Origin of the sequence: Pseudarthrobacter sulfonivorans, assembly GCF_014712225.1 — a bacterium.
Lineage (GTDB): Bacteria > Actinomycetota > Actinomycetes > Actinomycetales > Micrococcaceae > Arthrobacter > Arthrobacter sulfonivorans.
This window is the reverse complement of sequence record NZ_JACXBW010000004.1, coordinates 227,149-253,146: the sequence shown is the minus strand read 5'-3', so window position 1 is coordinate 253,146 and position 25,998 is coordinate 227,149. Positions and strand designations below refer to the sequence as shown.

The following is a 25,998-nucleotide window of genomic DNA, read 5'->3' as shown; positions in this document are numbered from 1 at the left end:
ATAGCCGCTTAGCTCCGCGGTTTTTGTCGGACCCCTCTGTGATGCTTGAGGTATGGAACGCAGAGCGGCGGTGAAGGCGGCAGAGGCTCTAGCGGCCTCTGCCGCCGCGCTGGTTGCCTCATTGCGGGCTGAAGAATCGCTCGGCTCCGGTAATGCGGATCCGCTGCGGCTGTCAGCGGATGATTTCCTGGACGGGCTAGCTCAGACCAGCCGGATTGATGCCCAAGTGGCCGCCGTGCGAATCCATCTGGCTGGCGGGTACGTCGGCGCAGCGGAGGCCTTGTTGGAACCTCCTGTGTCGCCGGAGGACCACACCGGTCAGGAGATGAGCATCGTGGCCGAGGTCGCCTGCGCCCTGACCGTGAGCGAACGTACCGGCAGCGCGCTGCTGGGCGAAGCACACCGCTTACGTACTGCTCTGCCGCTGACCCTGGCCGCTCTGGAAGCAGGTGCGATTTCGTGGCAGCACGCCCGGATCATGGTGGACGAAACCCTCAACCTCGAACCGGCCGGCGCGGCAGCCCTGGAAGCCCACTTCCTGGACCCCGCCGCCCCCAACCCGGCCCGGGGCGCCGCCGGGGAAATGATCCCGTCCCGGTTCCGCGCCAAAGCGCGCACCTGGCGCGAACGCCACCACCCCGAGAGCATCGAAAAACGCCACACCCGCTCCGCCGCGGACCGGCGCGTCGAGTACTCCCCGGACCGGGACGGCATGGCCTGGATTTCGACCTACCTCCCGGCCGATCAGGCCACCGGGATCTGGGACCGCGCCACCACCGCCGCCCGGGCCCTCCAAGGCCCCACCGAGACCAGGACCCTCACCCAACTCCGCGCCGACACCGCCGCAGCCTGGCTCCTCGGCGGGAGTGCTGACCTGATCCCCTCACCGAAAGCCCAAGTCCTCGTCACCGTGCCGGTGTTCGCGCTCATGGGCCTGACCGAAGAACCCGCCACCCTGGACGGGTACGGGCCCATCCCGCCGTCCATGGCCCGCACCCTCGTCGCCGACGGCGCCGCATCCTTCCACCGCGTCCTGACCGACCCCCGCAACGGAGCACCCCTGGAAATCGGCCGGGACAGCTACCGGATCCCCACCGCCCTGCGCCAATGGCTTCGGATGCGGGACGGCAAATGCCCCTTCCCGGGCTGTTCCAACCAGTCCCTGGACAACGAAGCCGACCACCTCCTCGCCTGGCACCACGGCGGAACCACCGGAATCTCCAACCTCGGCCAACCCTGCCCCAAACACCACCGACTCAAACACACCACACCCTGGAAACCCACCGAAGCCACCAAAACCGAACCACCCGGCTGGATCTCACCCACCGGCCGCCACTACCGAAGCGAACACCCCGACTGGGAACCACCCCATTGGCCAGGCGGAGTCAGTATCAACGGCACTGATGCGCTCAGTGACAGTGATGCGCTCAACGGCACTGATGCGCTCAGTGACAGTGATGCGCCCAGCGACCGTGATGCGCTCAGTGACAGTGATGCGCTCAGTGACAGTGGCGCGATCAATGGCATCGAGGCGGATGATGCACGCCCGCCTAACCACCGTCCCCGGGTGCCTGAAGGATCACGTGCCTGACGGCTCACATTCCCTGACGGCGCCACCGGTGGACGACTGAGTCCGGTGGATGACGAGGTTCCGTGGATGACGAGGTTCCGTGGATGGCGAGGTTCCGTGGATGGCGAGGTTCCGTGGATGGCGAGGTTCCGTGGATGGCGAGGTTCCGTGGATGGCGAGGTTCCGTGGATGGCGAGGTTCCGTGGATGGCGAGGTTCGGCGAAATCGCCTCCCTGAGGACCAATGACTGAAATCTCAGTGCCGCGCACCGGTCCAGAGGCTGGCATAGCGTGACATTAGCCGGGGAAACCCGCCGGACTGCTTACGCGCGGCGGCACTCGGAGGTCATGAACGGGACAAAGTTCTGGCCCTCGCCGAGGCGCAGCTCGGCGGAGTAGGTCAGTACGCCGTCGGCAACCTGGAACGTGTGGCGTGCGGTCCCCCTGTCACTGTGACGCTCCACCCGCAGGACCGCATCCACCCATGTGCAGCGGAGCGGTGTTCCGGGGGGCAGGCCCGTGCTGTCGACGTAATACCAGAGGACATCGTGGTGGTCGGGGTCGACAGTGAACACACCGTGGCCGTCGAAATGAGTGCCGTTTGCTTCAGTGTGCCGGTAGCTCTGTACGACGGCGAACCCTCCGGCCGCCCGGGTGAAGCTGATTTCCGCCGCGGCTGAGCGTGCAGGCCCCCACGCTGACGGTGCAAGGCGTGTGGTTCCGCGCCAATGCCCCAGGAAGTCTTCCAGCACGGCGTGCACGGTGCCAGGCTGCGAAGGGTTCATGGCTTCATTATCGCCGGACAGCAAGGTCCTCGACAGGGCGATCCGGGACGATGAGATTCTAGGCTCGATGACCCGGGACGGGGAGACCCGGCCCCGGGAAGACGCCCGTCAGAGGCCGAACGTCTCAGACTCCTCGAACGGACCCACCACCGTGACGGTCCGTGGCGCGGCAGCCAATTCGCGGGCAAGGTCCTGGACCTCCTGGACTGTGACCGACTTGATGAGCCGCAACGTTTCGTCGATGTCCTGGTATTCGCCCGAGACTAGCTCGGCCCGGCCCAGGCGCGACATCCTGGAACCAGTGTCCTCAAGGGCCAGGACAATACCGCCGCAGAGTTGCCCCACGGCTTTGCGGAGCTCGTCATCGGAGATCCCGCCTTCGGCGAGCTTGTCCAGCTCCCGCCCGAGCAGGTCCAGCACCTGGCGTACTTTGGACGGCGTACACCCGGCGTACATCCCGAAGTAGCCGGCATCGGCGTAGGAAGAAGCAAACGAGTAGGTGGAGTACACGAGGCCACGCTTCTCGCGGATTTCCTGGAACAGCCGCGAGGACATCCCGCCGCCCAGGACGGCGTTGAGGACACTCATGACATAACGGCGGTCATCCGTGGCCACGATCGTGGGGCAGCCCATGATGATGTTGGCCTGCTCCACCGCACGCTTGACCACGTGCAGGCCGGCAGTGCCGACGATCTCGGCACGCACGGTGGAGCGGCGGTCAACAGGGGCGGCGTCGGACTCAAGTGACCAACCGGCAGAGTGCAGGGCATCCACCACAAGGCTGCAGACGACGTCGTGCTCCAGGCCTCCGGCGGCGGTGATAACCAGCTCGTCCGGGCGGTAGTAGCGCCGGTAGTGATCCCAGACGGAGTCCCGCGCGACCGCTCGGATAGCCGCCGGGGTGCCTCCGATGGGCCGGCCCAGCGGGTGCGTGCCCAGCACGGCCGCGACAAAGTTTTCGTGTGCCACGTCTGTAGGATCGTCGCTGTCCATGGCGATTTCTTCCAGGATGACGTCGCGCTCCTGCTCCATTTCGGCCGGGTCCAGGACGGCACCAGTGATCATGTCCGCAATGACGTCAATGGCCATGGGCAGATCCGTGTCCAGCACCCGGGCAAAGTAGCAGGTGCTCTCCTTGGCCGTGGCCGCATTGGACTCGCCGCCCACCTCATCGAAAGCCGAGGCGATTTCCAGGGCCGTGCGGCGCTTGGTCCCCTTGAACAGGAGGTGCTCCAGGAAATGCGTGGAGCCGTGCTGGCCCGGGGCCTCGTCGCGCGAGCCTACCCCTACCCAGAACCCGATGGTTGCCGAGCGCTGGCCCGGCATCGCCTCGGTGAGCACCCGCACGCCACCGGGCAGCACTGAACGCCGGACCACGGAGCCGCCGTCGGAGCCGTGGACCAGGGTATCGCCGGGCTGGTTCTGCTCAAGCGGCAGAGGTACAACAGTCAATTGAAGCCTTTCAGGAGCGGCAGCCGGATCTGGCTGCCATCGTAACAGCGGCGGGGCCGGTGGATCATCCACCGGCCCCGCCGATTCATGCTGTGATGCAGGAGGATGTTCCTCCGCGTCAGTGGACTACTCCGCTTCGGCAGCGCCCTCTGCAGCGGAAGCGTCAACGCTGTCGCCGGCGCCTTCTTCTTCAGCCACTACGGGGGACAGCGACAGCTTGCCACGGTCATCGATCTTGGTGATTTCCACCTGGATCTTCTGGCCGACGGAAACCACGTCATCAACGTTGTCCACGCGCTTGCCGTTGGCCAGCTTGCGCAGCTCGGAGATGTGCAGCAGGCCGTCCTTGCCCGGGGTCAGGGAAATGAAGGCACCGAAGGTGGTGGTCTTGACGACCGTGCCCAGGTAACGCTCGCCGATTTCCGGAATCTGCGGGTTGGCAATGGCGTTGATGGCGGAGCGTGCTGCGTCTGCAGACGGACCGTTGGTGGCGCCAATGTAGACCGTGCCGTCATCCTCGATGGAGATGTCAGCGCCGGTGTCTTCCTGGATCTGGTTGATCATCTTGCCCTTGGGCCCAATGACCTCGCCGATCTTGTCAACCGGGATCTTGACCGCGATGACGCGCGGCGCGAACTCGGAGAGCTCGTCCGGGGTGTCGATTGCGGAGTTGATGACATCCAGGATGTGCAGGCGTGCTTCGCGGGCCTGCTTCAGTGCTGCAGCCAGCACGGAGGCGGGAATGCCGTCGAGCTTGGTGTCCAGCTGGATGGCCGTGACGAACTCGGACGTACCGGCAACCTTGAAGTCCATGTCGCCGAAAGCATCTTCGGCGCCCAGGATGTCCGTAAGGGCTGCGTAGCGGGTCTGGCCGTCAACCTGGTCGGAGACCAGGCCCATGGCGATACCAGCAACAGCTGCCTTCAGCGGCACGCCAGCGTTGAGCATGGAGAGCGTGGAGGCGCAGACTGAACCCATCGACGTCGAACCGTTGGAGCTGAGAGCCTCAGACACCTGGCGGATGGCGTACGGGAATTCCTCGCGGGACGGCAGCACGGGCACGAGTGCCCGCTCCGCCAGGGCACCGTGGCCGATTTCGCGGCGCTTGGGCGAACCCACGCGGCCGGTCTCACCGGTGGAGTACGGCGGGAAGTTGTAGTTGTGCATGTAGCGCTTGCGCGTGACGGGTGACAGTGAGTCGATCTGCTGTTCCATCTTGAGCATGTTCAGCGTGGTGACGCCCATGATCTGGGTTTCGCCGCGCTCGAAGATAGCCGAGCCGTGCACGCGGGGCAGAACCTCAACCTCGGCGGTGAGCTGGCGGATGTCCGTCAGGCCGCGGCCGTCGATGCGGATCTGGTCCTTGAGGATGCGCTGGCGCACAACCTGCTTGGTGACCGAGCGGAATGCTGCGGACAGTTCCTTGTCGCGGCCTTCGAACTGGCCGGCGAGGGCAGAAGTTACTTCGTCCTTCAGCGCGTCCGTGGCAACGTCGCGGTCCTGCTTGTCGGCGATCTGGAAGACAGCGGCGAGCTTCTCAGCGGCGGCGGCCTCAACAGCTGCGTAGACGTCGTCCTGGTAGTCCAGGAAGACCGGGAACTCAACGGTGGGCTTGGCGGCGCGGGCAGCCAGGTCCGCCTGGGCGTCGCAGAGTGCCTTGATGAACGGCTTGGCAGCCTCGAGGCCCTCGGAGACAACCTCTTCGGTGGGGGCAGTGGCGCCCTGTTCCTTGATGAGGTTCCAGGAGTTGTCGGTCGCTTCGGCCTCAACCATCATGATGGCGACGTCGTCACCGGCGATGCGGCCGGCTACAACCATGTTGAACACGGAGTTCTCAAGCTGGGAGTGCTTGGGGAAAGCAACCCACTGTGAGCCGTTTTCGTCGGCGACGAGGGCAACGCGGACGCCGCCGATCGGGCCGGAGAACGGGAGGCCGGAGAGCTGGGTGGACATGGAGGAGGCGTTGATGGCCACCACGTCGTAGAGCTCGTCCGGGTTGATGGCCAAGACGGTCACCACGATCTGGACCTCGTTGCGCAGGCCCTTGACGAAGGCGGGACGCAGCGGGCGGTCCATCAGGCGGCAGGCCAGGATGGCCTCGGTGGACGGGCGGCCTTCACGGCGGAAGAACGAACCCGGGATGCGGCCGGCGGCGTACATGCGCTCTTCAACGTCAACCGTCAGCGGGAAGAAGTCGAAGCCTTCGCGCGGGTGCTTGCCTGCGGTGGTGGCGGACAGCAGCGCGGTGTCTTCGTCGATGTACACCATGGCTGCGCCGGCGGCCTGCTTAGCAAGACGGCCGGTTTCAAAGCGGATTACACGCTTACCAAAGCGGCCATTGTCAATGACTGCTTCTGAGAACTGGATTTCGGGACCCTCCAAGAGAGTCACCTCCGTTTCATGATTAACGGAGCCCAGCCGCATCAACCCAGGCCAGCATCTGTCTACTGGCCTGCACTGCACCCGGTCATCGATCGAGACCCACGGGCCGGGGCTTCCATCGTGGAAGCCGTTCCCGGGGATCACTACCGAGGACCGCGAATGCGTGATGCGGTTGATCCTCCTGTTTAATTTTTCTTCTGAAGAAGGCGGCCCGATCCACAAGGAAAGGGCCGCCCCTTAAGCCTGACTAGCGGCGCAGGCCGAGACGCTCAATGAGCGCACGGTAGCGGGTGATGTCAGTGTTCTTGAGGTAACCAAGCATGCGCTTACGACGACCAACCATGGCCAGCAGACCGCGCTGGGTGTGGTAATCGTGCTTGTGCTCCTTCATGTGCTCAGTCAGATCCTTGATCCGCTGGGTCAGGACTGCAACCTGGACCTCCGGCGAACCGGTATCGCCCTCGGACGTTGCGAAATCCTTGATGATGGACTGCTTTACAGCGGCGTCAAGTGCCACAATAACTCCTAGAGATGTGCCGTGAGGCCCGAATCAGTACTTCACTGCCGGGTCTGCCCGCGCAGGAATTCCCTGAATTTTCAGGGGCTTTCCACGCATGGCAGGAACCAGCCGCCACGGACTGCAGCCAGATCCAACGTTCAGTTTACCGGCAGCGCCGTGAACTGTCGAAACAGCCGCTCCGCCGCGAGGAAGCAGGGACACCGCGAGCGGGCAGTTACCGCTGCAGGAGGTCCCGGATTGCGGCCATTCCCCGGTGCACTTCGGCGAAGCTGGTGCTCAGCGGCGACAGTCCGATCCGGATACCCTGGGGCGCCCGGAAGTCCGGGATGACATCCTGTTCCCACAGCGCCGCGGTGACGTTCCGGAAGGCCGGATGGTCCAGGGTGATGTGGCTCCCCCGGCGTTCGGGATCCCGCGGTGACGCCAGCTCCACCCCCAGCGGCGCGAGCCACGCCTCGTACAGCTCGGCGGCGTAGGCGGTAAGTTTCAGCGACTTGTCTCTGATGGCCGCCATGCCGGTTTCCTCGATGAGGTCCAGGGTCCCGCGCATCGCCAGCATCCCGAAAATGGCTGGTGTGCCGCTGAGGAAACTCCGGATGCCGGGCGCCGGTTCGTAGCCGGCGGCCATCTCGAACGCGTCCTTGCGGCCCATCCAGCCCCAGATGGGCTGCCGGAGGCCGGGCAGGTGGCGGGCGTTGACGTAGGCGAAGGCAGGCGAGCCAGGTCCGCCGTTGAGGTACTTGTACGTGCAGCCGGCGGCAAAATCCACGCCTGCGCCGTCGAGGTCCAGCTCCACGGAACCTGCGGAATGGCAGAGATCCCACACCACCAGCGCCCCCGCGTTGTGCGCAACTTCGGTGATGGTCCGCAGATCGGCGAGGAACCCCGAGCGGTACGCCACGTGGCTTAAAAGTACGACGGCGGTGGCTGGTCCGGTTGCGTCCCGCACCTGGTCAGGGGTCACCCCCGTTGCCGGATCGGCGTCGATCCAGTTGAGGGTCAGTCCTTCCTCCCGGGCGATTCCCTCGACGAGGTACCGGTCGGTGGGAAAGTTGTCGGTGTCCAGGACAATCTCGGTCCGGGCGGCGTCGCCCACGGCGGCCAGGGCCGCACGGATCAGTTTGTAGAGCACCACCGTGGTGGAGTCGGCGATGATGGTCTGGCCCGGGGCAGCGCCGAGGACGGCACGGCCAAGCTGGTCGCCGATGTCCTGCGGCAGGTCCAGCCACTCCTCATCCCAGCCGCGGATCAGCCGCCCGCCCCAGCCGTCCTGGATGAAGGCGCTGATGTCGGTCACGGTTCTTTTCAGCGGCCGGCCCAGGGAGTTGCCGTCGAGGTAGGACAGGTCGGTGTCCGTGCCGATGAAATGATCGCGGCAGCGCGCCAACGGGTCCGCCGCGTCAAGGTGCCCAGCCCGCTCCAGGAGGGCGGCGGCGTCGTGATCTTCCATCTGTGCGTCCGTGTCGCTGCTCATTGGCCGATCTCCGTCCGTACCGCGAAAAGCTCCGGGAAAAAGGTGAGTTCCAGGGCCTTCTGCAGGAACGCGGCGCCGCTGGATCCGCCGGTTCCTGATTTCATGCCGATGGTCCGCTGCACGGTGCGCAGGTGCCGGAACCGCCACAGCTGGAAGTTGTCTTCAAGGTCGACAAGTTCCTCGCACGCCTCGTAGGCTCCCCAGTTGTCTGCCGCGTTTTCGTAGATGTGCTTGAACAGCGGCACCAGCTCCGGGCAGAATTCGTGGGCGCGGGTGACGTCCCGATCCAGCACGGTTTGGGGCACATCGTAGCCCTGCCGGGCAAGGTAGGCCAGGAACTCGTCGTAGATGCTGTGGGCGTTCAGCAGCTCGTCCAGCATGGCGTGTGCAGCGGGATCCGATTCGAACACGGGAAGCATCTTGCGGTTCTTGTTCCCCAGGACAAACTCCACGGCCCGGTACTGGCTGGACTGGAAGCCCGAGGAATTGCCCAGGAAGCCGCGGAACTGGGAGTACTCCGTGGGCGTCAGGGTGGCCAGGACTGACCACTGTTCCGTGAGGGTTTTCTGGATGTGCTTGACCCGGGCGATGCCCTTGAGCGCGGAGCCAAGATCGTCGGCGCGGAGCCAGGCTGCCGCGCTGCGGAGCTCGTGCAGGACCAGCTTCAGCCACAGCTCCGTGGTCTGGTGCTGGATGATGAACAGCATTTCGTCGTGGTGCTCGGGCTGGCTGACCGGTTGCTGGGCACTGAGAAGAGTGGGCAGCTGGAGGTAGGACGCGTAGCTCATCCGGGAACTGAAATCGCGGACGATTCCCTTGTCCAGTTTGCGGGTGTTCTTTTCAACGGTCACTGCGCTGCCTTTCTCCTACACGACGGCCGCTTTGGTTACCGGCGGCCCGGTCAGCGCCGCGCCAGGAGATCGTGGGCCTGGATGACGTCCAGCCGCATCTGGTCAACGAGAGCCTCAGGCCCACGGTAGGCCACCATGCCGCGGAGCCGCGCCACAAATTCCACAACTACTGTCTGGCCGTACAGATCGAAGTCCCCCACGTCTTCATGCGGGCGGTCGATCACGTGGGCTTCGACCTGGCGGCTGACGCCGTCGAACGTGGGATTGGACCCCACCGAGATGGCCGCCGGCCAGCGCTTGCCGGCCTGGTCAACAAGCCAGCCCGCGTAGATGCCGTCTGCGGGGACAAAACCGCTGGCCTCGTGGGCGAGGTTGGCAGTCGGGAACCCGAGGGCGCGGCCGCGGGCAGCGCCGTGCACCACTTCGCCACGCATGCGGTGTGGACGGCCCAGTACCTCTGCCGCTGTGGCGACGTCGCCTTCCTGCAGCGCTTCCCGCACCCAGGTGGAGGAACAGCGGCGGTCAGTGCCGCCGTCCTTGTGCAGGGGGTAGCCTTCGGAGCCGAACTCGCTGATGACCTGAACGTCGAAGTTGAACTTCTCGCCCAGCTGCTTCATGGTGTCGAGGTCGCCGGAGTTGCCCCGGCCAAAACGGGCGTCATGGCCGATGACCACGTGGCTGGCGTGGAGGCTGTCAACCAGGACCTGGCCGACGAATTCCTCGGGCGTCAGGCTCGCGAGGTTCAGCGAGTACTTCATGACCAGGATGCCGTCCAGGCCCAGCTCCCCCAAGGCCACCAGCTTGTCCTCCAGGCCCATGATCATCTCGGGCGCGGTCTCCGGCCGGTGGATCAGCGCCGGATGCGGATCAAAGGTCACGGCAACGGCTTTGGTCCCGTTGAGGCGGGCGGACCGGATGAGCTCGGAGAGCACCTGTTGGTGGCCGCGATGGACGCCGTCGAAGTTGCCGAAAGTGACAACGGAGGGACCAAAGTCCGCCGGGACCTCGGACGGATCGTTCCAGATGTAGACCATCACCCTCGCCTTTTACTGCCTGCACTGACATCTATCCGAACGCGCCGGCGCCGGAACTCTCTAAGATTACCCGCATTAAGCATGCCGTCCTGACGGGGACCGGTGGCGCGCGGCAGACGCGAAATCACGCGCCCATCCCCTAGTACGCGCCCATCCCCTAGTAGCAGGCCTGGCACCGGGACTACGATTCAAGGGCAGTCCTCCTGCGACACCCCGCGCGTACCGTAAAAAACCATGTCCGCGAACAGCCGCGGCGCTGAAGGAGTACCTCATGACCGAGATTCACGACCTCCTGAACCAGATTGACGTCAACCAGGTGGCGTCCCTGCTGGGCACCGACCCGGCCACCGCGCAGTCCGCCGTGGAAGCGGCCCTGCCCACCCTGCTGGCGGGCATGCACACCAACGCCCAGGCTCCCGACGGCGCCGCCTCGCTTCAGTCGGCGCTTGGCCAGCACCAGGACGGCCTGCTCGACGGCGGCGTGGACGTGAGCCAAGTGAACACGGCCGACGGCGAAAAGATTGTTGGTCACGTGTTTGGCGGCCAACAGGACCAGGTGGCCGCGCAACTGGCCGGTACTGCGGGGCTGGGTGGCGTGGGCGGTGACCTCATCCGCAAGGCCCTGCCCATCCTGGCGCCCATCGTTATGTCCTACCTCGCCAAGAAGTTCTTCGGGCAGGGCGGCCAGGGCGGCGGTCAGGCTTCGCAGCCCGGCGGAGCTGGAGCCGGCGGAGTTGGAGCAGGCGGAGTTGGAGCAGGACAGGCTGGCGGCCTCGACCTTGGCGGCATTCTGGGCGGAATACTTGGAGCCGGTGCGGGAGCCGGTGCCGGAGGAAACGCTGGACCGGGGCAGCAGGGTTCGGTGTTGGACAGCATTCTGGGCGGCCTTGGCGGGCTGCTCGGTGGCGGGACTGGCGCCGGTACGGGCACAAGCGCTGACGACGGGACTGGCGCGGGCGCTGGCACGGGCACGAGCGCCGCCGACGGGACTCGCGCTGGCAGCGGCGCCGGTACAGGCACATCAGAAGAGCCTCCGGCAGGTCAGCGTCCCGACGCAGCACAGGAGCCCGGGCTTCAGCGCCTGCCCGGGGAGCGCTCGGTTCAGCCCTCCGAGGCCATCCAAGTGGATCTTCCCAGCGGGGAAAAGACGCCGAAGGAAGAGGACCAGTCCGGCGGGCTGGGCGGCCTTCTTGGCGGCCTTTTCGGTAAGAAGTAAAGGCTAGTTCTGCGCGCCGGACGGGCGCGTGCCCGGCCGGCGACGGTACAGCCAGACCAGCCCGAGGATGGGGAGCAGCAACGGAATGAACGCATAACCCCGGCCGAAAAGCGACCAGACCGTTTCGTGCGGGAAGGCCACCGGATCGAAGATACTCAGTGCGCCCACCACAAGTACTCCAACGAGCTCCACCAGCACTGCGACCAGCGATACCTTGAACCAGGTGCTGCCTGCCTTGGCCAGGGAAACGGTGGCCACAAGGTACACCACCGCAGCGAAAGCGGACAGCAGATACGCGAGCGGGGCATCGGAAAACTTGGTCAGGATCTGGTAGCCGGCCCGGGCGGTGGCCGAGATGGCAAACACCGCATAGACGGCGATCAGCAGCCGGCCCGGCCCGGTATTGCGGGTGCTGCGGGGGTCGGTACTGCCTGTGTCGCCGAGGGGTGTGTCGGTGCTGCGGCTGTCAGTGCTGCCTGTGTCGCCGTGGGGTGTGTCGGTGCTGCGGGCGTCCCTGGCGGAGGCTGATCCGTGGTCCGGACTCGCTTCGGGATGAGGAGCATTCACGTTGCGGGCTTCTTCCATGTCAGTACCAGATCTGGTTCATTCGGGCGGCCATCACCAGCGCGGTGACGCCGACGGCGGCCAGGACAAAGTTGCTCCAGCGGGTCCGTTCGAGGATGGACCAATAAACGGCGGCCGGCGGCAGGAGCATTGCCGTGGCCAGGTAGCCCCAGAACTCCCAGGCCTCTCCGGCGATCGGTTCGCCCGCGATCACCCTCACGATGGAACCCACCAAATAGACCATGAGTGCCAGTTCCACGGCCGCGACCGAAAGGATGGTGATGTCGTTGGGTGCCTTCTTGAGAATGCCGGCCACCAGGCAGATTCCACTCGAGAGCAGGCCCACCACAAGAATGATGTAGAAAAAGGCGTCCATTCCTACGCGTCCCCGCCGGCAACGTTTGCGGACGAAGCGTTGCCGGGCGCGAACACCAGTACCGGCTTGGCGAAATTGCCCGCATCGGCCAGCAGCGCCACCAGGCTCCCGTCGGGCGCAAAAGCCGCCGCGGGATGTTCCGTGGTGGCAGCCCCGGGACTTCCTGCGGGCGCCCCCGCTGCAATCCGGCGGCCGAAGGAGATCTCGGTGGTTTCCTCAAGAGTCAGTTCGCGGTTAGGCATCAGTGCCCGGGCCGCCTGAGACATTTCCAGGACAGTAAGTTCTTCGGCCAACTCCTCAAGGGTGCGGGCCTGGTCCAGAGAATAGGGCCCCACATGGGTCCGCCGGAGAGCCGTGAGGTGCCCGCCTACTCCGAGTCCGTCGCCGAGGTCCCGGGCGAGCGCCCTGATGTATGTGCCGGAGGAGCACTCCACGGTGACGTCGATGTCTATGACGTCACCGCCCCGCTCCCGCCGGATGCCGTGGATGTCGAAGCGGTGAATGGTGACGGGGCGCGCCGCGAGCTTCACTTCTTCGCCGGAGCGGACCCGGGCATAGGCGCGTTCACCGTTGACTTTAATGGCGCTTACGCTGCTGGGCACCTGCTGGATGGCGCCCGTGAGGGCTGTGACGCCGTCGTGAATTGCCTCGTCGACGACGGCGGCGGCACTGGCCGTAGCGATAACGTCACCTTCGGCGTCGTCCGTGATGGTGGACTCGCCCAGCCGGATGGTGGCCGTATACGTCTTGGAGGTGCCAACGATGTAGGTCAGCAGGCGCGTGGCCTTGTTGATCCCCACCACCAGCACGCCCGTCGCCATGGGGTCCAGGGTCCCGGCATGGCCCACTTTCCGGGTTCCGGCAATACGCCGCATCCGACCAACCACATCATGGCTGGTCCATCCCTGCGGTTTGTCCACTATCACCAGTCCAGAAAGCACGCTCCACAGTATATCGGCGCCGGCACAGGTCCCCGCCCAGGTGATGGCCCCGCCCGCATCAGGCGGCCACCGCCCGGGCGATGGCTCGCCGGTTAGGATGGCAGGCATGCCTGAGCTTGCCGCACACGCCCGCGACGTCCCCGTCAACCAGATCCGTGAAATCACCGAAGCTGCCTGGCGGACACCAGGTGCAATAGTGCTCAGCATCGGCGAACCGGGCTTCCCGCTTCCCCGCCATGTCCTGGAGGCCGGCATGGCCTGCCTGGACCGGGACGAGACCAACTACACACCCAACGCCGGCATCCCGGCACTCCGCGACGCTTTTGCCGCCAGGTTCAGCGAGCGAGCCGGTCTGGACGGGCGCAGGATCGGTGCCGAGCGCGCCTACGTGGTGGACGGCGCCCAGCAGGGCCTGCATTTTGCCATGAGCCTCCTCCTCTCCCCCGGCGATGAGGTCCTGATCCCCAACCCCGGCTACCCCACATTCGCCATGACCGCACGGCTTCTGAGCGCCGTGCCGGTGGGATACCCGCTGTATCCGGACCAGGACTTCCAGCCCCGGATCCAGGACCTTGAGGAGCTCATCACCGTCCGGACGCGCGTCCTGATCCTAAACTCGCCGTCGAACCCGCTCGGCGCCGTCCTGGGCGAGGACCTGACCCGGCAACTCGTGGACTTGGCCCGCAGGCATGACCTCTGGATCATTTCTGACGAGTGCTATGAGGCGTTCACCTACGATGTTCCCCATGTCAGCCCGGCGCGTTTCGACAGCGATGTCCCCGGCGAGGCACGCGTCTTCACCTCACTGACCCTGTCCAAGACGTACGGACTGACGGGCCTGAGGATCGGCGCGCTGATCTGTCCGCCGGGCCTGGAGCGGACCATGAACAACGTGATGGAAGCGATCGTCTCCTGCGTCGCTTCGCCGTCGCAGTATGCGGCTTTGGCGGCCCTGACCGGCCCCCAGGACTACGTGCGTGATGCCCACGCGCACTACCGCGCCAACAGGGACGCGGCCTCCGCCGTGCTGGCGGCCAAAGGCATTCGCTACCTGGGTGCGCAGGGTGCGTTTTACCTCTGGGCCGACGTCTCCCATGCCAGTGGCGGCGACGTCCGCGCCTGGACCCACACGTTCCTGGCTGACTCCGGCGTGGCACTGGCCCCGGGCACAGCCTTCGGCTCCATCGGCGAGGGCTGGGTCCGGATCGCACTGTGCGGCGACCGGCCGCAGCTCGTTGAAGGCCTCGGCCGGTTACCGGAACGCAACTAGCACATCGCGGTTAAATCAGCGCGCCCGGGACGGCGCGGTGGGACAAGACGGCGCGGTAAGGACAAGACAGCGCGGTTAAGAATGGCCGGCCAGTGCCGAATCGAGCCAGGAGCGTAAGGCGGCAGCCGGCGCTGCCCCTGCCTGTTTAGCCAGCACCCTGCCCCCGGCCACGACCATCAACGTGGGAATGGCCTGGACGTCGAACCGGCTGGAGAGCCGCGGCGCCCGGTCAACATCGACTTTGACGAGCTTGATACTGCCGGCCCGCTCGGTGGCCAGCTTATCCAGCACAGGGCTCACCATCCTGCAGGGTCCACACCAGGCGGCCCAGAAGTCTACGAGCACCGGGACGGGGGACTGCTCTGCGACGACGGCAAAGTCGTCGTCGCCCGCGGCGGTGATCCATGGCAGTCCGTGCTTGCAGTTTCCGCAGCGCGGACGGCCGGACGCGGCTGCCGGGACCCGGTTTGTCTTGCCACAACTCGGACAGTTGATCAGTGCAGGTTCCACGGGTGCCTTCCGGACTCAGTATTCCGTGCGTTGCGCATTGGCGCGCCACGCCTCGAACGGGGCGTCCGACGTCGGAATCGCCTCGTGCGCCACCGGCATCAGTTCCGGCCTGCCGCCTTCAAAATAGTCGTAGAACACGGCATCGTCGAAACCGGCGGCGGCCGCGCCGTGACGGTCCGCCGCGAAATAGACACGGTCGATCCGTGCCCACAGGGCGGCTGACAGGCAGAGCGGGCATGGCTCACAACTGGTGTAAAGCACTGCACCGCTGAGATCGAAGTTCGCAGTGGCGGTGGCTGCCGTCCGGATGGCAACCACTTCAGCATGGGCGGTGGGATCGTTGTCGCGGGTGACCCGGTTAACGCCCTCATGGATGCCGCCATCCGGGGTCACAACCAGCGCGCCGAAAGGACCACCGCCGTCTTCAACGTTACGGATGGCCAGCTGAATAGCCTGTTGCAGGTACTGGGTGGCATCGTGGTGCTCGCTCGGCTGGATCATAGCTAGATCCTAGCCATGACCCGGCGCTCCGCGCGCAAAATAGGGGGCATCGGAGAGGCAAATCCGGTCGACGTTGGCTGTCCGGAGGACTACTCTTGCGCCCGGGGGCTGTCTAAGTTCACATCAACTTTGGTCTCATTGCCCGGCCCCGTCGCGGGGTTGCGCACCTCAACCCGGAGGATGCAATGAAGAAGAAGTTTCCCTTTGTCGCCTGTCTTGCCGCAGCGGCTTTAGTCATTCCTATGGGCCCGGCCGCAGCCGGATCCTCATCATCAGAGCCGGAGACGCTAGCCAAGGGGCTGCTCGCGCCGTTGAGCCTCGCGGTCGACAAAAATGACTCCGTCCTTGTCACGCAGAATTTTGCCGGCCGCCTGGACCGTGTGAAGGATGGCGGCCAGCTCGCCAACGTCTACACGAAGGCAGATTGGGACGTCGGAGGTGTAGAAACGAGGCGTGGGACTACCTACTTCGTGGAGAGCGGGGGCGGTGGAGGCGGCAATCCGGATGCGCTCGAGGGCTACCTGAAGTCCATCGACGCCTCGGGTGACGTGCAGACCATTGCCGACCTAGCCAGCTATGAGCGAACCAACAACCCGGACGGCGAACAGGAGTATGGTTTCGGTTCCGATGTCCCGGCTGACTGCCTGCAGCAATGGCCTGCCTTCCCGCCGGCACGATACACCGGGGCACTGGATTCCCATCCCTATGCCACCGCGGTCAAAGGGTCCACTGTTTATGTTGCTGACGCCGGTGCGAATGCCATCCTGGAAGTCGACGCGGACACCGGCGACGTCTCGACGCTCGCTGTCTTGCCGCCACGGCCGGCCGTCATCCCTGCCGGCGCCAGGATCCCCATCGATATGGCGGGAGGCACGGTTGAGGCCCCTGCCTGCGTGGTTGGCGAGGAGTATGCGTTTGAACCTGTGCCAACAGATGTGGAGTTCGGCCCTGACGGGTGGCTTTACGTTTCGTCGCTCCCCGGCGGTCCTGAGGACGCGTCCCTCGGCGCCCGTGGTGCGGTTTTCCGGGTCAACCCGTGGACCGGACACACGCACCTGTGGGCAGATGGCCTCCTGAGCCCCACCGGCATCGCGGTATCCGGCCATGGGGACGTCTACGCGGCTTCGATGTTCGGAAACGAGATTGTGAAGATCGATGCCCGGACGCGTGAGGCTTCCCGGTTCCTGGCTGTGGACGGCCCCGCAGCTGTTGAACTGAGCGGGGACACCCTCTACGCCACAGCGGGCTTCAGCTTCGGACAGCCGACTGGAACCGTGCTGAAGGCCCATATCGAATAGATCCTGTTGGGAGCACAGCCCGGCAGACGAAAGAAGGCCCGGTCCGCAGTTCACAGTGCGGACCGGGCCTTCGACTCGTGCCAGTTACTTCTTGAGCCAGTTACTTATTGCCGTCTTCGTCGAGATCTTCATCGTCGGTGAGGTCAAGGTCCTCTTCGTCGAAGTCGTCCTCGTCAATCTCCACATCGGCGGGAATATCGCTCTTGTAGGGATCGGCGTCGCCGGCGTGCTTGGCGTTCTCGGCCAGGGCGGCCACTTCGGCGTCGCGCTTCTTGGCCTCCCGAAGGAGTTCCTCAAGATTGGAGGCGACCACAGGAATCTGATCGGCCACGAATTCCAGCGTGGGGGTTAGCCGAACAGTAACGTTCCGGCCCACTTCCTGGCGGAGCACACCCTTGGCCTTCTCCAGGCCCTTGGCGGCATCCAACTGGACAGCCTGGTCACCGAAAACGGTGTAGTAGATCGTGGCGTGCTGCAGATCATTGGTCACGCGGGCATCAGTAACCGTAATGCCTTCGAGCCGGGGATCCTTAACCTTCCGGCCCAGAGCCTCCGCCACAACAACCTTGATCCGCTGCGCCAACTTGGCAGCCCGTGCGGGATCAGCCATTTCCACTCCTAAAAATTTGGGATGTACGACGGCACGCTAGCGGCTGTCGCACAACTGTTGGGTTTTGATGCCACGCACCTACGGCGAGTCTACGACGGACGCCGTTGGGATTTTTCCGGCGGCCTGGGAGTGGCATCGGGCCTTCCGGAGCTGGGTGGCCGACGTCGTAAGACGTTGGCCACCCAGCGAAGGGGCGGGGCCGCCGGAAAAATCCCAGCGGCCCCACCTGCGAAAGCAACGAACCTTAGACGCGCGGCTTTTCGCGCATCTCGAAGGTCTCGATGATGTCGCCTTCGGTGATGTCGTTGAACGAACCAAGTCCGATACCACACTCGAAGTCCGTGCGGACCTCAGTGGCATCGTCCTTGAAGCGCTTGAGCGTCTCAACGGTGAGGTTGTCACCGATGATCTTGCCGTCGCGGCTGACGCGGGCCTTGGTGTTGCGTCGGATGATGCCCGAGCGAACGATGGAGCCTGCAATGTTGCCGAACTTGGAGGAACGGAACACTTCGCGGACCTCGGCGGTGCCCAGCTGGACCTCTTCGTACTCCGGCTTGAGCATGCCCTTGAGAGCCATCTCGATGTCGTCGATCGCTCCGTAGATGACGGAGTAGAAGCGCATGTCGACGCCTTCGCGGTCTGCCAGTTCGGCAACACGCTCGGCAGGCTTGACGTTGAAGCCGATGATGACGGCGCTGTCGACCGTCGCCAGGTTGACGTCGTTCTGCGTGATGGCACCAACACCGCGGTGGATGACGCGCAGCTGCACGCCTTCGCCGACGTCGATCTTGAGCAGGGCGTCTTCGAGGGCTTCCACGGCACCGGACACGTCACCCTTGAGGATGAGGTTGAGGGTGTCGATCTTGCCATCGGCCACGGCCTGGTCGAAGTCTTCGAGGCTGATGCGCTTGCGGCGCTTGGCCAGTGCGGCGTTGCGGTCGGCTGCTTCACGCTTCTCGGCGATCTGGCGGGCGGTGCGCTCGTCAGCAGTCACAAAGAAGGTGTCGCCGGCGCGCGGCACGTTGGACAGACCCAGTACCTGCACGGGGCGGGACGGGCCGGCCTCGGTCAGTGCACTGCCGTCGTCGTCGAACATGGCGCGGACGCGGCCGTGGGCCGTGCCTGCCACGATCGTGTCACCGACACGCAGCGTACCGGACTGCACGAGGACGGTGGCAACTGCACCGCGGCCCTTGTCCAGGTTCGCTTCAATCGCAATACCGCGGGCGTCCTTGTTCGGGTTGGCGCGCATGTCCAGGGCTGCGTCTGCGGTGAGCAGCACAGCCTCAAGCAGCTCGTCGATGTTGAGGTTCTGGCGGGCAGAGACCTCCACGAACATGGTGTCGCCACCGTATTCCTCGGGAACCAGGCCGTACTCGGTCAGCTGGCCGCGGACCTTTTCCGGGTTGGCGCCTTCCTTGTCGATCTTGTTCACTGCAACCACGATCGGCACGTTTGCTGCCTGTGCGTGGTTGAGGGCCTCAACGGTCTGCGGCATAACGCCGTCGTCCGCTGCGACCACCAGGATGGCGATGTCGGTGACCTTCGCACCACGGGCACGCATGGCGGTGAACGCCTCGTGGCCCGGAGTATCGATGAACGTGATCTTGCGATCCTGCTCTTCGTGGGTGTGGGTGACCTGGTAGGCACCGATGTGCTGCGTGATGCCGCCGTGCTCGCCCGCCACAACGTCAGACTTGCGGATGGCATCGAGCAGTCGGGTTTTACCGTGGTCAACGTGGCCCATGACGGTGACAACCGGAGGACGTGCCTCGAGGTCTTCGTCGCCTTCTGCTTCAAGCTCGGCGTCGAAGTCAATGTCGAAACCGGAAAGCAGCTCGCGCTCCTCGTCCTCCGGCGACACGACCTGGAGCTTGTAACCAAGCTCCTCGCCGAGCAGTGCGAACGTTTCCTCATCCAGTGACTGGGTGGCCGTGGCCATTTCGCCGAGGTGGAACAGGACGGTGACCAGTGCTGCGGGGTTTGCCTCGATCTTGTCGGCAAAGTCCGTGATGGACGAACCGCGGCGGAGCCGCACTACGGTGTTGCCGTCGCCGCGGGGTACGCTCACGCCACCCAGCGACGGGGCACTCATCTGCTCAAGTTCCTGGCGCTTGGCGCGCTTCGACTTGCGCTGCTTGCCACGGCCTGCGCCGCCCTTACCGAAGGCACCCTGGGTGCCACCGCGACCGCGGCCACCCTTGCCGAAGCCGCCGCCGGCCGGAGCGCCGCCACCGGCACCGGGAGCGCCGCCAGTACCGGGAGCGCCACCCGGGCGTCCGGGTCCACGGGCTCCGCCACCGGGACGTCCTGCACCAGCCGGTGCGGGACGCTCAGTGCGGTTGGGCATCATGCCCGGAGTAGGACGGTTTCCACCGGCACCCGCGGGACGGGGTGCACCCGGGCGGGGTCCACCTGCGCCAGCAGCGGGACGGGGCCCGCCTGCACCGGCTGCGGGACGCGGACCACCCGGACGGGGGCCACCTGCACCGGCTGCGGGACGCGGACCACCGGGACGGTCGCCGTCGGGACGGCCACCGGCGCGGGGCATACCCTGCGAGGGAGCGAACGGGTTGTTACCCGGACGCGGAGCACGTTCTCCGTCGCCACCGCGGCCGCGGGGCATGCCCTGTGACGTGGCGAACGGGTTGTTGCCCGGGCGGGGACCGCCGGGGCGCGGTGCAGAGCCGCCCTGCGAGCCCGACCCGCCGGAGCGGGTGGGTGCCGACGGAGTTTCGGCCTTGGGTGCGGGCCGGGCGCCGGGCTTGGCGCCGGTGGACGGGGCACTTGCGGCCGGGGCTGGTGCAGCGGGTGCTGCGGGCGCAACGGGAGCTGCGGCAGCAGGGGCGGCCGGCGCTGAAGGAGCGGCGGCAGCGGGAGCCGCAGCAGCAGGTGCTGCCGGGGCTTTGGGAGCTGCGGGACCCGGAGCGGGTGCTGCGGGACGTGATTCTGCCGCCGGGGCAGCCGCCTTGGGTGCTGCTGCCGGAGCTGCGGCCTTGGCCGCGGCGTCGGGGTAGGCGTTGCGGAGCTTCCGCACCACCGGGGCCTCAATCGTTGAAGAGGCGGAGCGAACGAATTCGCCCAGTTCCTGCAGTTTTGTCACTGCATCTTTGGAAGTAATACCGAGCTCTTTGGCGAGCTCGTGTACGCGGACCTTGGCCACATTTCTCCTGTCTCGGTCCGCACCGAGCCAGGTACGAACCGTCTACTTCTTACTGCGGGCCCCAGCCGCGGTTGCAGCTGAAGGGCCCATTGCAGAGCGCAACAAAGTTGTCATCGTTGCGCACTCATCGCTGGGAACTCATCGGGTTTCCATCAGTTTTCTGACCCGCTTTCAGGTTGGACGGTTTTTGCTGCAGTGACCGAAGACTTCTGCAGCGGGCCGGCGGCCTGCTTACCTGCCAGGATCCAGCGTTCGACGGCGGTGGCCCCGGTTGCGCCGTTGAGGGCCCTTCCGAATGCTCGCCGTTTGACCGCCAGGGCCAGGCAGGTTTCGCTGGGGTGCAGCCATGCACCCCTGCCAGCCATCCGGCGTCGTTCGTCTACCAGCACTGCGGTGGAACCGCTGCCTTCGGCGACGAGCCGGAGTAACTCAGACCGCGAAGCCTTCTTCCGGCATCCGATGCAGGTACGCTGCGGTTGATCCTCGCTGTGCTGATTCGCGCTGTGAAGCACTTCTGCCACGGTGAGCATCTTCCTGACGTTCATAACTGCCGGCCCCGGGGTTCCCTCCGCCAGTCAGCGGAACGGAAACACTCAGGGCACACGAATACCGGCCGTTAGGCGCGGTCATTGTCTATTCTAGCCCCTCGGGGCCGTTCTGCCCGAAACCGGCGCATCGGCCGGCATCATCCTGAGCCGGCCGCTGCGGTGGAGACGGCTCAGCTTTGCGTTGGTGCGACGGCGTCCGAGACGATATCGATCCGCCAACCAGTGAGCTTGGCCGCCAGGCGGGCGTTCTGGCCCTCCTTGCCGATGGCCAGGGAGAGCTGGTAGTCCGGAACCACCACACGGGCGGAGCGGGTGGCCTCGTCAATGATCGTGACCGAATTCACGCGGGACGGGGACAGTGCGCTGGCGATAAAGGTAGCCGGGTCCTCGCTGAAGTCGACGATGTCGATCTTTTCGTCGTTCAGTTCGGTCATGACTGCGCGGACGCGTGAACCCATTTCGCCAATGCACGCACCCTTGGCGTTGATGCCCTGGGTGTTGGCCTTGACGGCGATCTTGGTCCGGTGGCCGGCCTCGCGGGCCAGGGCGACGATCTCCACCGAGCGGTCCGCGATCTCCGGGACCTCCAGTTCGAAGAGCTTCCGTACCAGGCCGGGGTGCGACCGGGACAGCGTGACGGACGGGCCCTTGGTGCCGCGGTGGACATCAATGACCAGGGCGCGGAGCCGGTTGCCGTGGGTGTACTTCTCCCCCGGTACCTGTTCGGGCGGCGGCAGCAGTGCCTCCACCGTACCCAGGTTGACCTGGATCATGTGCGGGTTGTTGCCCTGCTGGATCAGGCCGGCCACCAGTTCGCCCTCACGGCCCTTGAACTCACCGAGGATGTTGTCGTCCTCGACGTCGCGCAGGCGCTGCAGGATGATCTGGCGGGCGGTGCTTGCCGCGATCCGGCCGAACCCGGCAGGCGTGTCCTCGAACTCGCCGATGGGGGCGCCGTCGTCGTCGATCTCCACAGCCCAAATCGTCACGTGGCCGCTCTTGCGGTCAAGCTCGGCACGGGCCTTCTCGAAGGCGCCGGGCGACTTGTGGTAGGCCACCAGGAGCGCCTGCTCGATGGTGGGGATCAGAAGGTCCAGCGGGATTTCGCGCTCACGCTCCAGAAGCCTCAGTGCGCTCATGTCAATATCCATCAGGCCTCCTCAGAAGGTCCATTGTGCTCAGGTTCCAGACCAGCTTCTTCAAGGTGGCTGAATTCGATCTCGACTTTTCCGTTACGGATCCTGTCGAAAGGAAGATTCTGGGGCTCGCCCTGCTTGGGCTTCATGCCCTTCTTGACCGCGGCGATCTCCGGGACGATGGTCACGCCGGTATCGTCCACGGACTGCACCCTGCCGGTGACGTTTTCGCCCTGGATGACGTTGACCTTGACCATGCGGCCCTTGGCCCTGTGCCAGTGCCTGGGTTCCGTCAGGGGACGCCCGACGCCGGGCGAGGACACCTCGAGGTCGTAGGGCCGCCCGTCGTCCGCAGGGTCATTGTCCAGGACGTCCGAGAGGACCCTGGAAATATCGGCAATGACATCAAGATTCACGCCGCCGGTTTCCTCCTGCGGCAGGTCCACCACTACGTGGACCACGCGGTGGGAGCCGGGGACGATGGACACGTCCTCCAGGTACAGGCGGTTGGCCTGGACCGCGGGCTCCAGCAGGGCCCGGAGCCGTGCAGCTTCCGGATTGTAGGCGGGCGCAGCTTCAGCCGTACCCGATCCGGTAGGGTCTGATGAAGTCGTGGCTTCTGCATTACTCACGATGCCGGCCGCCTTCCAATAGATGATGTTGTGACTACTAGACTAGCGATTTTCCGGCCGCAGTGGTGCACGAGGATGCCCCCTGCCCGTGACAACATGGTCTGTTGTGAACGACGACACCATGGAATCCGGCCCGCGCAGACGCTATTTCCGGTACGCCGTTTTCGCCCTGGCCGCGTTGCTGGTGCTGAGCCTTGGTTTTGTGCTGATCCCCCGCGAACCGGATGCCCCCGCCGCGCCGCCGTTTTCGGAGCAGGCCCGGGCCGCAGCGTTCTCGGATGCCGTGGATCTGAGGGCACTTGCCCTGGCTAGCGGAGAGGCCACCGAGGCAGCCCGGCAGGAACCCATGGCCGCCGCGTCTCAGCGCGCTGTGACTTTGCTGACTGTGCAGGCGCGGGCGCTGATGCTGCCGGCCGACAAGCTGCCGACTGACAGGTCCATGGCCATCAGTTCAGCCCCGCCGTCTTCAGCGCAGGAGCCGCAGTCTTCAGCTGCTGAGCTCGCCACCGCTCTTCACGCGAGTGGTGCCCAGCGGCTCCGTGACGCTGAAAAGGCCGACGGCGGCATAGCCCGCCTTCTCGCAGGCACCGGCACTGCCCAACTCCTGGCGGCCGAGGAGATGGCGGCGGCGACGGGTACCGCGCTGGACTCACTTCCCGGCCGCACCGTGCCCGCGCCCGCCCCGGCCTCCCCCGCATTGCCTTCCCCCGCAGCGTCCTCGGCTGAGTCGGCGGCTGCCGGCTGCACCGCAACGGCGACCAGCGGCGGTGCCGACGTGGCCTCTTCCTTCACCTCGGTAGCGCGCGCGGAGCTGGAACTCGTGTACGCCTACCAGGCGGCACTGACCCGGCTTCCCCCGGCGTCCGTTGCCCCGGCGTCGGACTTTCTCACCCAGCACGAAGACGCCAGCCGCGAGGCCGAAGCGGCGGCCGGTGCCCGCTGCGCCGCCCTGCCTCCGACGCCCGCCGGCTATGCCCTGGACGCAGTCTTCCTGGCAGATCCGGCAGCTGCGCTGGGCGTGCTGGAGGCCGGCACGCTCCCGGTGTACGGCGACCTGGTCGCCCTCAGCGACGGAGCCGAGCGGTCATGGGCGCTCGCCGCGCTGCAATCCGCGGCGCGGAGGGCAGCTCATTGGGGTGCTTCACCCGGCCCGGTACCGGGCATGGTCCTGGACGCATCAGCGCTCCCGGCGCTGCCGTATCCGCCGCAGGCACCGGGCATTCCTGCAACCAGTTCCGTGCCCTGAGCTGATCTGCCGTGACCTGGCCAGGAACGCCCCAAGGTACATGACCCGGTCTCAAACAGTGGCCAGCCACCGGCACTAATGATTTGCTGTAGGAATGGACAATGCACCGGTGCCCGCCCTTCATGAGGACGAGCCACACCACAATGACATCGCCCACCGCCTCAATTGGCTCCGTGCCGGTGTACTGGGCGCCAACGACGGAATCGTCTCGGTCGCAGCCATCGTGGTTGGTGTCGCCGGCGTGACCAACGAGCCGGGTCCGATCCTGGTGGCCGGCGCCGCCGGCGTAGTTGGCGGCGCCATCTCCATGGCCCTGGGCGAGTATGTTTCCGTCAGCAGCCAGAAGGACAGCCAGCAAGCACTGATCGAAAAGGAACGCCGCGAGCTGCTCGAAGAGCCCGACGAGGAACTCGCGGAACTCGCAGCGATCTATCAGTCCAAGGGGCTCAGCGTGGAGACTGCCCTGACCGTTGCCCACGAGCTCACCGCCCACGACGCACTGAGCGCCCATCTGTCTGCTGAGCTCAACATCGACGAGACGGACCTCGTCAGCCCCTGGCACGCCGCGTTTGCCTCCGCCGTGGCATTCCTCATCGGCGCCGTCCTGCCAATGCTGGCCATCCTCCTGCCGCCTGCAGACGTCAGGATTCCGCTGACCTTTGTTGCCGTCCTGGTGGCGCTCGCGGCCACCGGGGCGCTGGGCGCCTGGATCGGCGGAGGATCGAAGCTGCGTGCCGCGGTGCGCGTGGTGGTGGGCGGCGCACTGGCCCTCGTGGCCACGTTCTCCATCGGCAGCCTGCTCGGGGCAAGCGGCGTGATGTGAGCCTCCGGACAGAGGTCCCCGTACCGCCGGCGCTGAGCGTGCGCTACGGACGCACCAGCGCCGGGCGGGCTTGGCTTTCTTCGCTGCCGGACCTCACGCACGGACGGCTGGAGCGCTGGGAACTGGCTCTGGACCTGCAAACTGGCGCGTTCCCGTGGCATGGGCAAGGCGGCATGGTGATCCCGGTCCGAAGGAAAGACGGGAGCCCGGCTGCGCTCAAGATCGCCTTTCCCCACGACGAAGCCAAGGCTGAACGGCATGCGCTCTCCCTCTGGGGAGGCTCCGGCGCCGTCCGGCTGCTGGAGTCCGACGCCGGAACCTGCGCCATGCTCCTGGAACGGCTGGATCCGGGGTGCTCACTACAGACTGTCCCCCTCGGGGAAGCGGCCGTTGTCTGGGGCGGGCTCATGCGGCAGTTAAGCCTGGTGCCCGGCGATGAGCCCGTATGGCAGGAATTCGATCAGATAGCAGGCAAAGCAGAACAATGGAGCGACGACCTCCCCGCCGACTGGGAACAGCAGGGCCGACCCTTTCCCCGCTGGCTTCTCGAAGCGGCCCTTGAAGTTTGCCAGACCCGCGGTGCGGTGGGCCGGCGCTCGGGCCGGGACGTCCTGGTGCACACTGACTTCCATTTCCTGAACATCCTGGCCCGGCCCGAGGCCGCGGGTGCTGCGGGCGCTGGCGTTCCGGACGCTGGCGTTCAGGGCGCTGGCGGTAAAACCTTCGTCGCCATCGACCCACAGCCCATGATCGGTGAACCCGAATTCGCTGTGGCCCCGCTGTTGTGGAACCGCCTGGCCGACCTACCGCGGGGCAATCCGGCCGCAGGCCTGAGGCAGCGCTGCCTGGATTTCAGCGCCGCGGCGGGTCTTGATGCCGAAACTGCACGCCAATGGGCAGTGGTGCGGGAAGTGGAAAACGCGCTCTGGTATGCCGCCCGGCCAGGCCATCAGGGCGATGTGGCGAGGTCGCTGTGGGTTGCCAGCACCCTTGCCGGGCAGACCCTTGCTGACCTCCCCATCGCCCACGACCTGCCCGAACCAGGAAGTACCAAACCGGGCGAGGCGGACCGCTGAGATCAATGGCACCGTCCTCCA

24 protein-coding genes are annotated in these 25,998 nt (G+C 65.8%); 7 read left to right on the top strand and 17 right to left on the bottom strand.

The genetic code is table 11. From position 1 onward, the window contains the following. Window positions 1-52 precede the first annotated feature (52 nt). A complete protein-coding gene (locus IAQ70_RS07430; RefSeq protein ID WP_190988668.1) occupies window positions 53-1,591 on the top strand; it encodes an HNH endonuclease signature motif containing protein in 1,539 nt (512 codons plus the stop codon). Between the two features lie 301 nt (window positions 1,592-1,892). On the opposite strand, the gene IAQ70_RS07425 is transcribed toward IAQ70_RS07430, so the two are convergent. The 7 genes from IAQ70_RS07425 to IAQ70_RS07395 all read right to left on the bottom strand — a co-directional run bounded on the left by IAQ70_RS07425 (window position 1,893) and on the right by IAQ70_RS07395 (window position 10,067). Continuing rightward, window positions 1,893-2,354: a DUF1579 family protein gene (locus tag IAQ70_RS07425; RefSeq protein WP_190988667.1), complete on the bottom strand. Its 462-nt coding sequence runs from the start codon at window positions 2,352-2,354 to the stop codon at window positions 1,893-1,895. Window positions 2,355-2,462: 108 nt separating this feature from the next. Next, window positions 2,463-3,806, bottom strand: coding sequence for a M16 family metallopeptidase (locus tag IAQ70_RS07420; RefSeq protein WP_190988666.1), 1,344 nt, complete (start codon window positions 3,804-3,806; stop codon window positions 2,463-2,465). Between the two features lie 126 nt (window positions 3,807-3,932). After that, window positions 3,933-6,188, bottom strand: coding sequence for a polyribonucleotide nucleotidyltransferase (locus tag IAQ70_RS07415; RefSeq protein ID WP_190988750.1), 2,256 nt, complete (start codon window positions 6,186-6,188; stop codon window positions 3,933-3,935). A gap of 247 nt (window positions 6,189-6,435) precedes the next feature. Beyond that, window positions 6,436-6,705, bottom strand: a complete 270-nt coding sequence (rpsO, locus tag IAQ70_RS07410; RefSeq protein WP_190988665.1) for a 30S ribosomal protein S15 — start codon at window positions 6,703-6,705, stop codon at window positions 6,436-6,438. Window positions 6,706-6,922: 217 nt separating this feature from the next. Next, the gene (gene kynU, locus IAQ70_RS07405; protein WP_223859313.1) at window positions 6,923-8,182 is read right to left on the bottom strand and encodes a kynureninase; all 1,260 of its coding nucleotides are present in this window, start codon (window positions 8,180-8,182) and stop codon (window positions 6,923-6,925) included. Beyond that, window positions 8,179-9,033 (bottom strand): tryptophan 2,3-dioxygenase, encoded by an 855-nt coding sequence (gene kynA / locus IAQ70_RS07400; protein ID WP_190988664.1) that lies wholly within the window; start codon window positions 9,031-9,033, stop codon window positions 8,179-8,181. The genes kynU and kynA overlap by 4 nt, the downstream gene beginning before the upstream one ends. A gap of 50 nt (window positions 9,034-9,083) precedes the next feature. Continuing rightward, window positions 9,084-10,067, bottom strand: coding sequence for a bifunctional riboflavin kinase/FAD synthetase (locus IAQ70_RS07395; RefSeq protein WP_190988663.1), 984 nt, complete (start codon window positions 10,065-10,067; stop codon window positions 9,084-9,086). A gap of 271 nt (window positions 10,068-10,338) precedes the next feature. Here IAQ70_RS07395 and IAQ70_RS07390 point away from each other — a divergent pair, with 271 nt between their 5' ends. Further along, window positions 10,339-11,283 carry a DUF937 domain-containing protein gene (locus IAQ70_RS07390; RefSeq protein WP_190988662.1) on the top strand — a complete coding sequence of 315 codons (945 nt, stop codon included), beginning with the start codon at window positions 10,339-10,341 and terminating at the stop codon, window positions 11,281-11,283. A gap of 3 nt (window positions 11,284-11,286) precedes the next feature. On the opposite strand, the gene IAQ70_RS07385 is transcribed toward IAQ70_RS07390, so the two are convergent. From IAQ70_RS07385 to truB, 3 genes are read right to left on the bottom strand one after another with little or no spacing between them, the layout of a single operon-like run. After that, window positions 11,287-11,850, bottom strand: a complete 564-nt coding sequence (locus IAQ70_RS07385) for a hypothetical protein (RefSeq protein WP_317983606.1) — start codon at window positions 11,848-11,850, stop codon at window positions 11,287-11,289. Between the two features lie 19 nt (window positions 11,851-11,869). Next, window positions 11,870-12,223: a hypothetical protein gene (locus tag IAQ70_RS07380; protein WP_190988660.1), complete on the bottom strand. Its 354-nt coding sequence runs from the start codon at window positions 12,221-12,223 to the stop codon at window positions 11,870-11,872. Window positions 12,224-12,225: 2 nt separating this feature from the next. Then, complete coding sequence (gene truB / locus IAQ70_RS07375) at window positions 12,226-13,164, bottom strand: tRNA pseudouridine(55) synthase TruB (protein WP_190988748.1); 939 nt, start codon at window positions 13,162-13,164, stop codon at window positions 12,226-12,228. 106 nt (window positions 13,165-13,270) lie between these two features. On the opposite strand from truB, the gene IAQ70_RS07370 reads away from it, so the two are divergent. Next, window positions 13,271-14,434, top strand: coding sequence for a pyridoxal phosphate-dependent aminotransferase (locus IAQ70_RS07370; protein WP_190988659.1), 1,164 nt, complete (start codon window positions 13,271-13,273; stop codon window positions 14,432-14,434). Window positions 14,435-14,509: 75 nt separating this feature from the next. On the opposite strand, the gene trxA is transcribed toward IAQ70_RS07370, so the two are convergent. Both trxA and IAQ70_RS07360 read right to left on the bottom strand, forming a co-directional pair. Further along, complete coding sequence (gene trxA, locus IAQ70_RS07365) at window positions 14,510-14,944, bottom strand: thioredoxin (protein WP_190988658.1); 435 nt, start codon at window positions 14,942-14,944, stop codon at window positions 14,510-14,512. A gap of 15 nt (window positions 14,945-14,959) precedes the next feature. Beyond that, the gene (locus tag IAQ70_RS07360; RefSeq protein WP_190988657.1) at window positions 14,960-15,445 is read right to left on the bottom strand and encodes a nucleoside deaminase; all 486 of its coding nucleotides are present in this window, start codon (window positions 15,443-15,445) and stop codon (window positions 14,960-14,962) included. Window positions 15,446-15,630: 185 nt separating this feature from the next. Here IAQ70_RS07360 and IAQ70_RS07355 point away from each other — a divergent pair, with 185 nt between their 5' ends. Beyond that, the gene (locus tag IAQ70_RS07355; protein WP_190988656.1) at window positions 15,631-16,743 is read left to right on the top strand and encodes a ScyD/ScyE family protein; all 1,113 of its coding nucleotides are present in this window, start codon (window positions 15,631-15,633) and stop codon (window positions 16,741-16,743) included. A 100-nt stretch (window positions 16,744-16,843) separates the two neighbouring features. On the opposite strand, the gene rbfA is transcribed toward IAQ70_RS07355, so the two are convergent. From rbfA to IAQ70_RS07330, 5 genes are all read right to left on the bottom strand, one after another. After that, on the bottom strand, window positions 16,844-17,353 hold the full coding sequence (gene rbfA, locus IAQ70_RS07350) for a 30S ribosome-binding factor RbfA (RefSeq protein WP_190988655.1): 510 nt from the start codon (window positions 17,351-17,353) through the stop codon (window positions 16,844-16,846). A 244-nt stretch (window positions 17,354-17,597) separates the two neighbouring features. Continuing rightward, complete coding sequence (infB, locus tag IAQ70_RS07345; RefSeq protein WP_190988654.1) at window positions 17,598-20,516, bottom strand: translation initiation factor IF-2; 2,919 nt, start codon at window positions 20,514-20,516, stop codon at window positions 17,598-17,600. Window positions 20,517-20,668: 152 nt separating this feature from the next. Beyond that, window positions 20,669-21,046, bottom strand: a complete 378-nt coding sequence (locus IAQ70_RS07340; RefSeq protein WP_190988747.1) for a YlxR family protein — start codon at window positions 21,044-21,046, stop codon at window positions 20,669-20,671. A 188-nt stretch (window positions 21,047-21,234) separates the two neighbouring features. Beyond that, window positions 21,235-22,215, bottom strand: a complete 981-nt coding sequence (gene nusA / locus IAQ70_RS07335; protein ID WP_190988653.1) for a transcription termination factor NusA — start codon at window positions 22,213-22,215, stop codon at window positions 21,235-21,237. Further along, window positions 22,215-22,832 carry a ribosome maturation factor RimP gene (locus tag IAQ70_RS07330; RefSeq protein ID WP_190988652.1) on the bottom strand — a complete coding sequence of 206 codons (618 nt, stop codon included), beginning with the start codon at window positions 22,830-22,832 and terminating at the stop codon, window positions 22,215-22,217. The genes nusA and IAQ70_RS07330 overlap by 1 nt, the downstream gene beginning before the upstream one ends. A gap of 88 nt (window positions 22,833-22,920) precedes the next feature. On the opposite strand from IAQ70_RS07330, the gene IAQ70_RS07325 reads away from it, so the two are divergent. From IAQ70_RS07325 to IAQ70_RS07315, 3 genes are all read left to right on the top strand, one after another. Further along, window positions 22,921-24,078 carry a DUF4439 domain-containing protein gene (locus IAQ70_RS07325; protein WP_317983605.1) on the top strand — a complete coding sequence of 386 codons (1,158 nt, stop codon included), beginning with the start codon at window positions 22,921-22,923 and terminating at the stop codon, window positions 24,076-24,078. A 94-nt stretch (window positions 24,079-24,172) separates the two neighbouring features. After that, window positions 24,173-24,901, top strand: a complete 729-nt coding sequence (locus IAQ70_RS07320) for a VIT1/CCC1 transporter family protein (RefSeq protein ID WP_190988651.1) — start codon at window positions 24,173-24,175, stop codon at window positions 24,899-24,901. Beyond that, window positions 24,898-25,977: an aminoglycoside phosphotransferase family protein gene (locus IAQ70_RS07315; RefSeq protein ID WP_190988650.1), complete on the top strand. Its 1,080-nt coding sequence runs from the start codon at window positions 24,898-24,900 to the stop codon at window positions 25,975-25,977. The genes IAQ70_RS07320 and IAQ70_RS07315 overlap by 4 nt, the downstream gene beginning before the upstream one ends. Window positions 25,978-25,998 lie beyond the last annotated feature (21 nt).

Bases quoted from the DNA above. Each gene is read 5' to 3' on its own strand.
- IAQ70_RS07355 (WP_190988656.1), top strand. From the start codon at position 15,631: ATGAAGAAGAAGTTTCCCTTTGTCGCCTGTCTTGCCGCAGCGGCTTTA.
- kynU (WP_223859313.1), bottom strand. From the start codon at position 8,182: ATGAGCAGCGACACGGACGCACAGATGGAAGATCACGACGCCGCCGCC.
- IAQ70_RS07395 (WP_190988663.1), bottom strand. From the start codon at position 10,067: ATGGTCTACATCTGGAACGATCCGTCCGAGGTCCCGGCGGACTTTGGT.
- IAQ70_RS07320 (WP_190988651.1), top strand. From the start codon at position 24,173: ATGGACAATGCACCGGTGCCCGCCCTTCATGAGGACGAGCCACACCAC.
- rbfA (WP_190988655.1), bottom strand. From the start codon at position 17,353: ATGGCTGATCCCGCACGGGCTGCCAAGTTGGCGCAGCGGATCAAGGTT.
- IAQ70_RS07360 (WP_190988657.1), bottom strand. From the start codon at position 15,445: ATGATCCAGCCGAGCGAGCACCACGATGCCACCCAGTACCTGCAACAG.
- IAQ70_RS07425 (WP_190988667.1), bottom strand. From the start codon at position 2,354: ATGAACCCTTCGCAGCCTGGCACCGTGCACGCCGTGCTGGAAGACTTC.
- IAQ70_RS07340 (WP_190988747.1), bottom strand. From the start codon at position 21,046: ATGCTCACCGTGGCAGAAGTGCTTCACAGCGCGAATCAGCACAGCGAG.
- IAQ70_RS07390 (WP_190988662.1), top strand. From the start codon at position 10,339: ATGACCGAGATTCACGACCTCCTGAACCAGATTGACGTCAACCAGGTG.
- IAQ70_RS07370 (WP_190988659.1), top strand. From the start codon at position 13,271: ATGCCTGAGCTTGCCGCACACGCCCGCGACGTCCCCGTCAACCAGATC.
- nusA (WP_190988653.1), bottom strand. From the start codon at position 22,215: ATGGATATTGACATGAGCGCACTGAGGCTTCTGGAGCGTGAGCGCGAA.
- IAQ70_RS07380 (WP_190988660.1), bottom strand. From the start codon at position 12,223: ATGGACGCCTTTTTCTACATCATTCTTGTGGTGGGCCTGCTCTCGAGT.
- IAQ70_RS07430 (WP_190988668.1), top strand. From the start codon at position 53: ATGGAACGCAGAGCGGCGGTGAAGGCGGCAGAGGCTCTAGCGGCCTCT.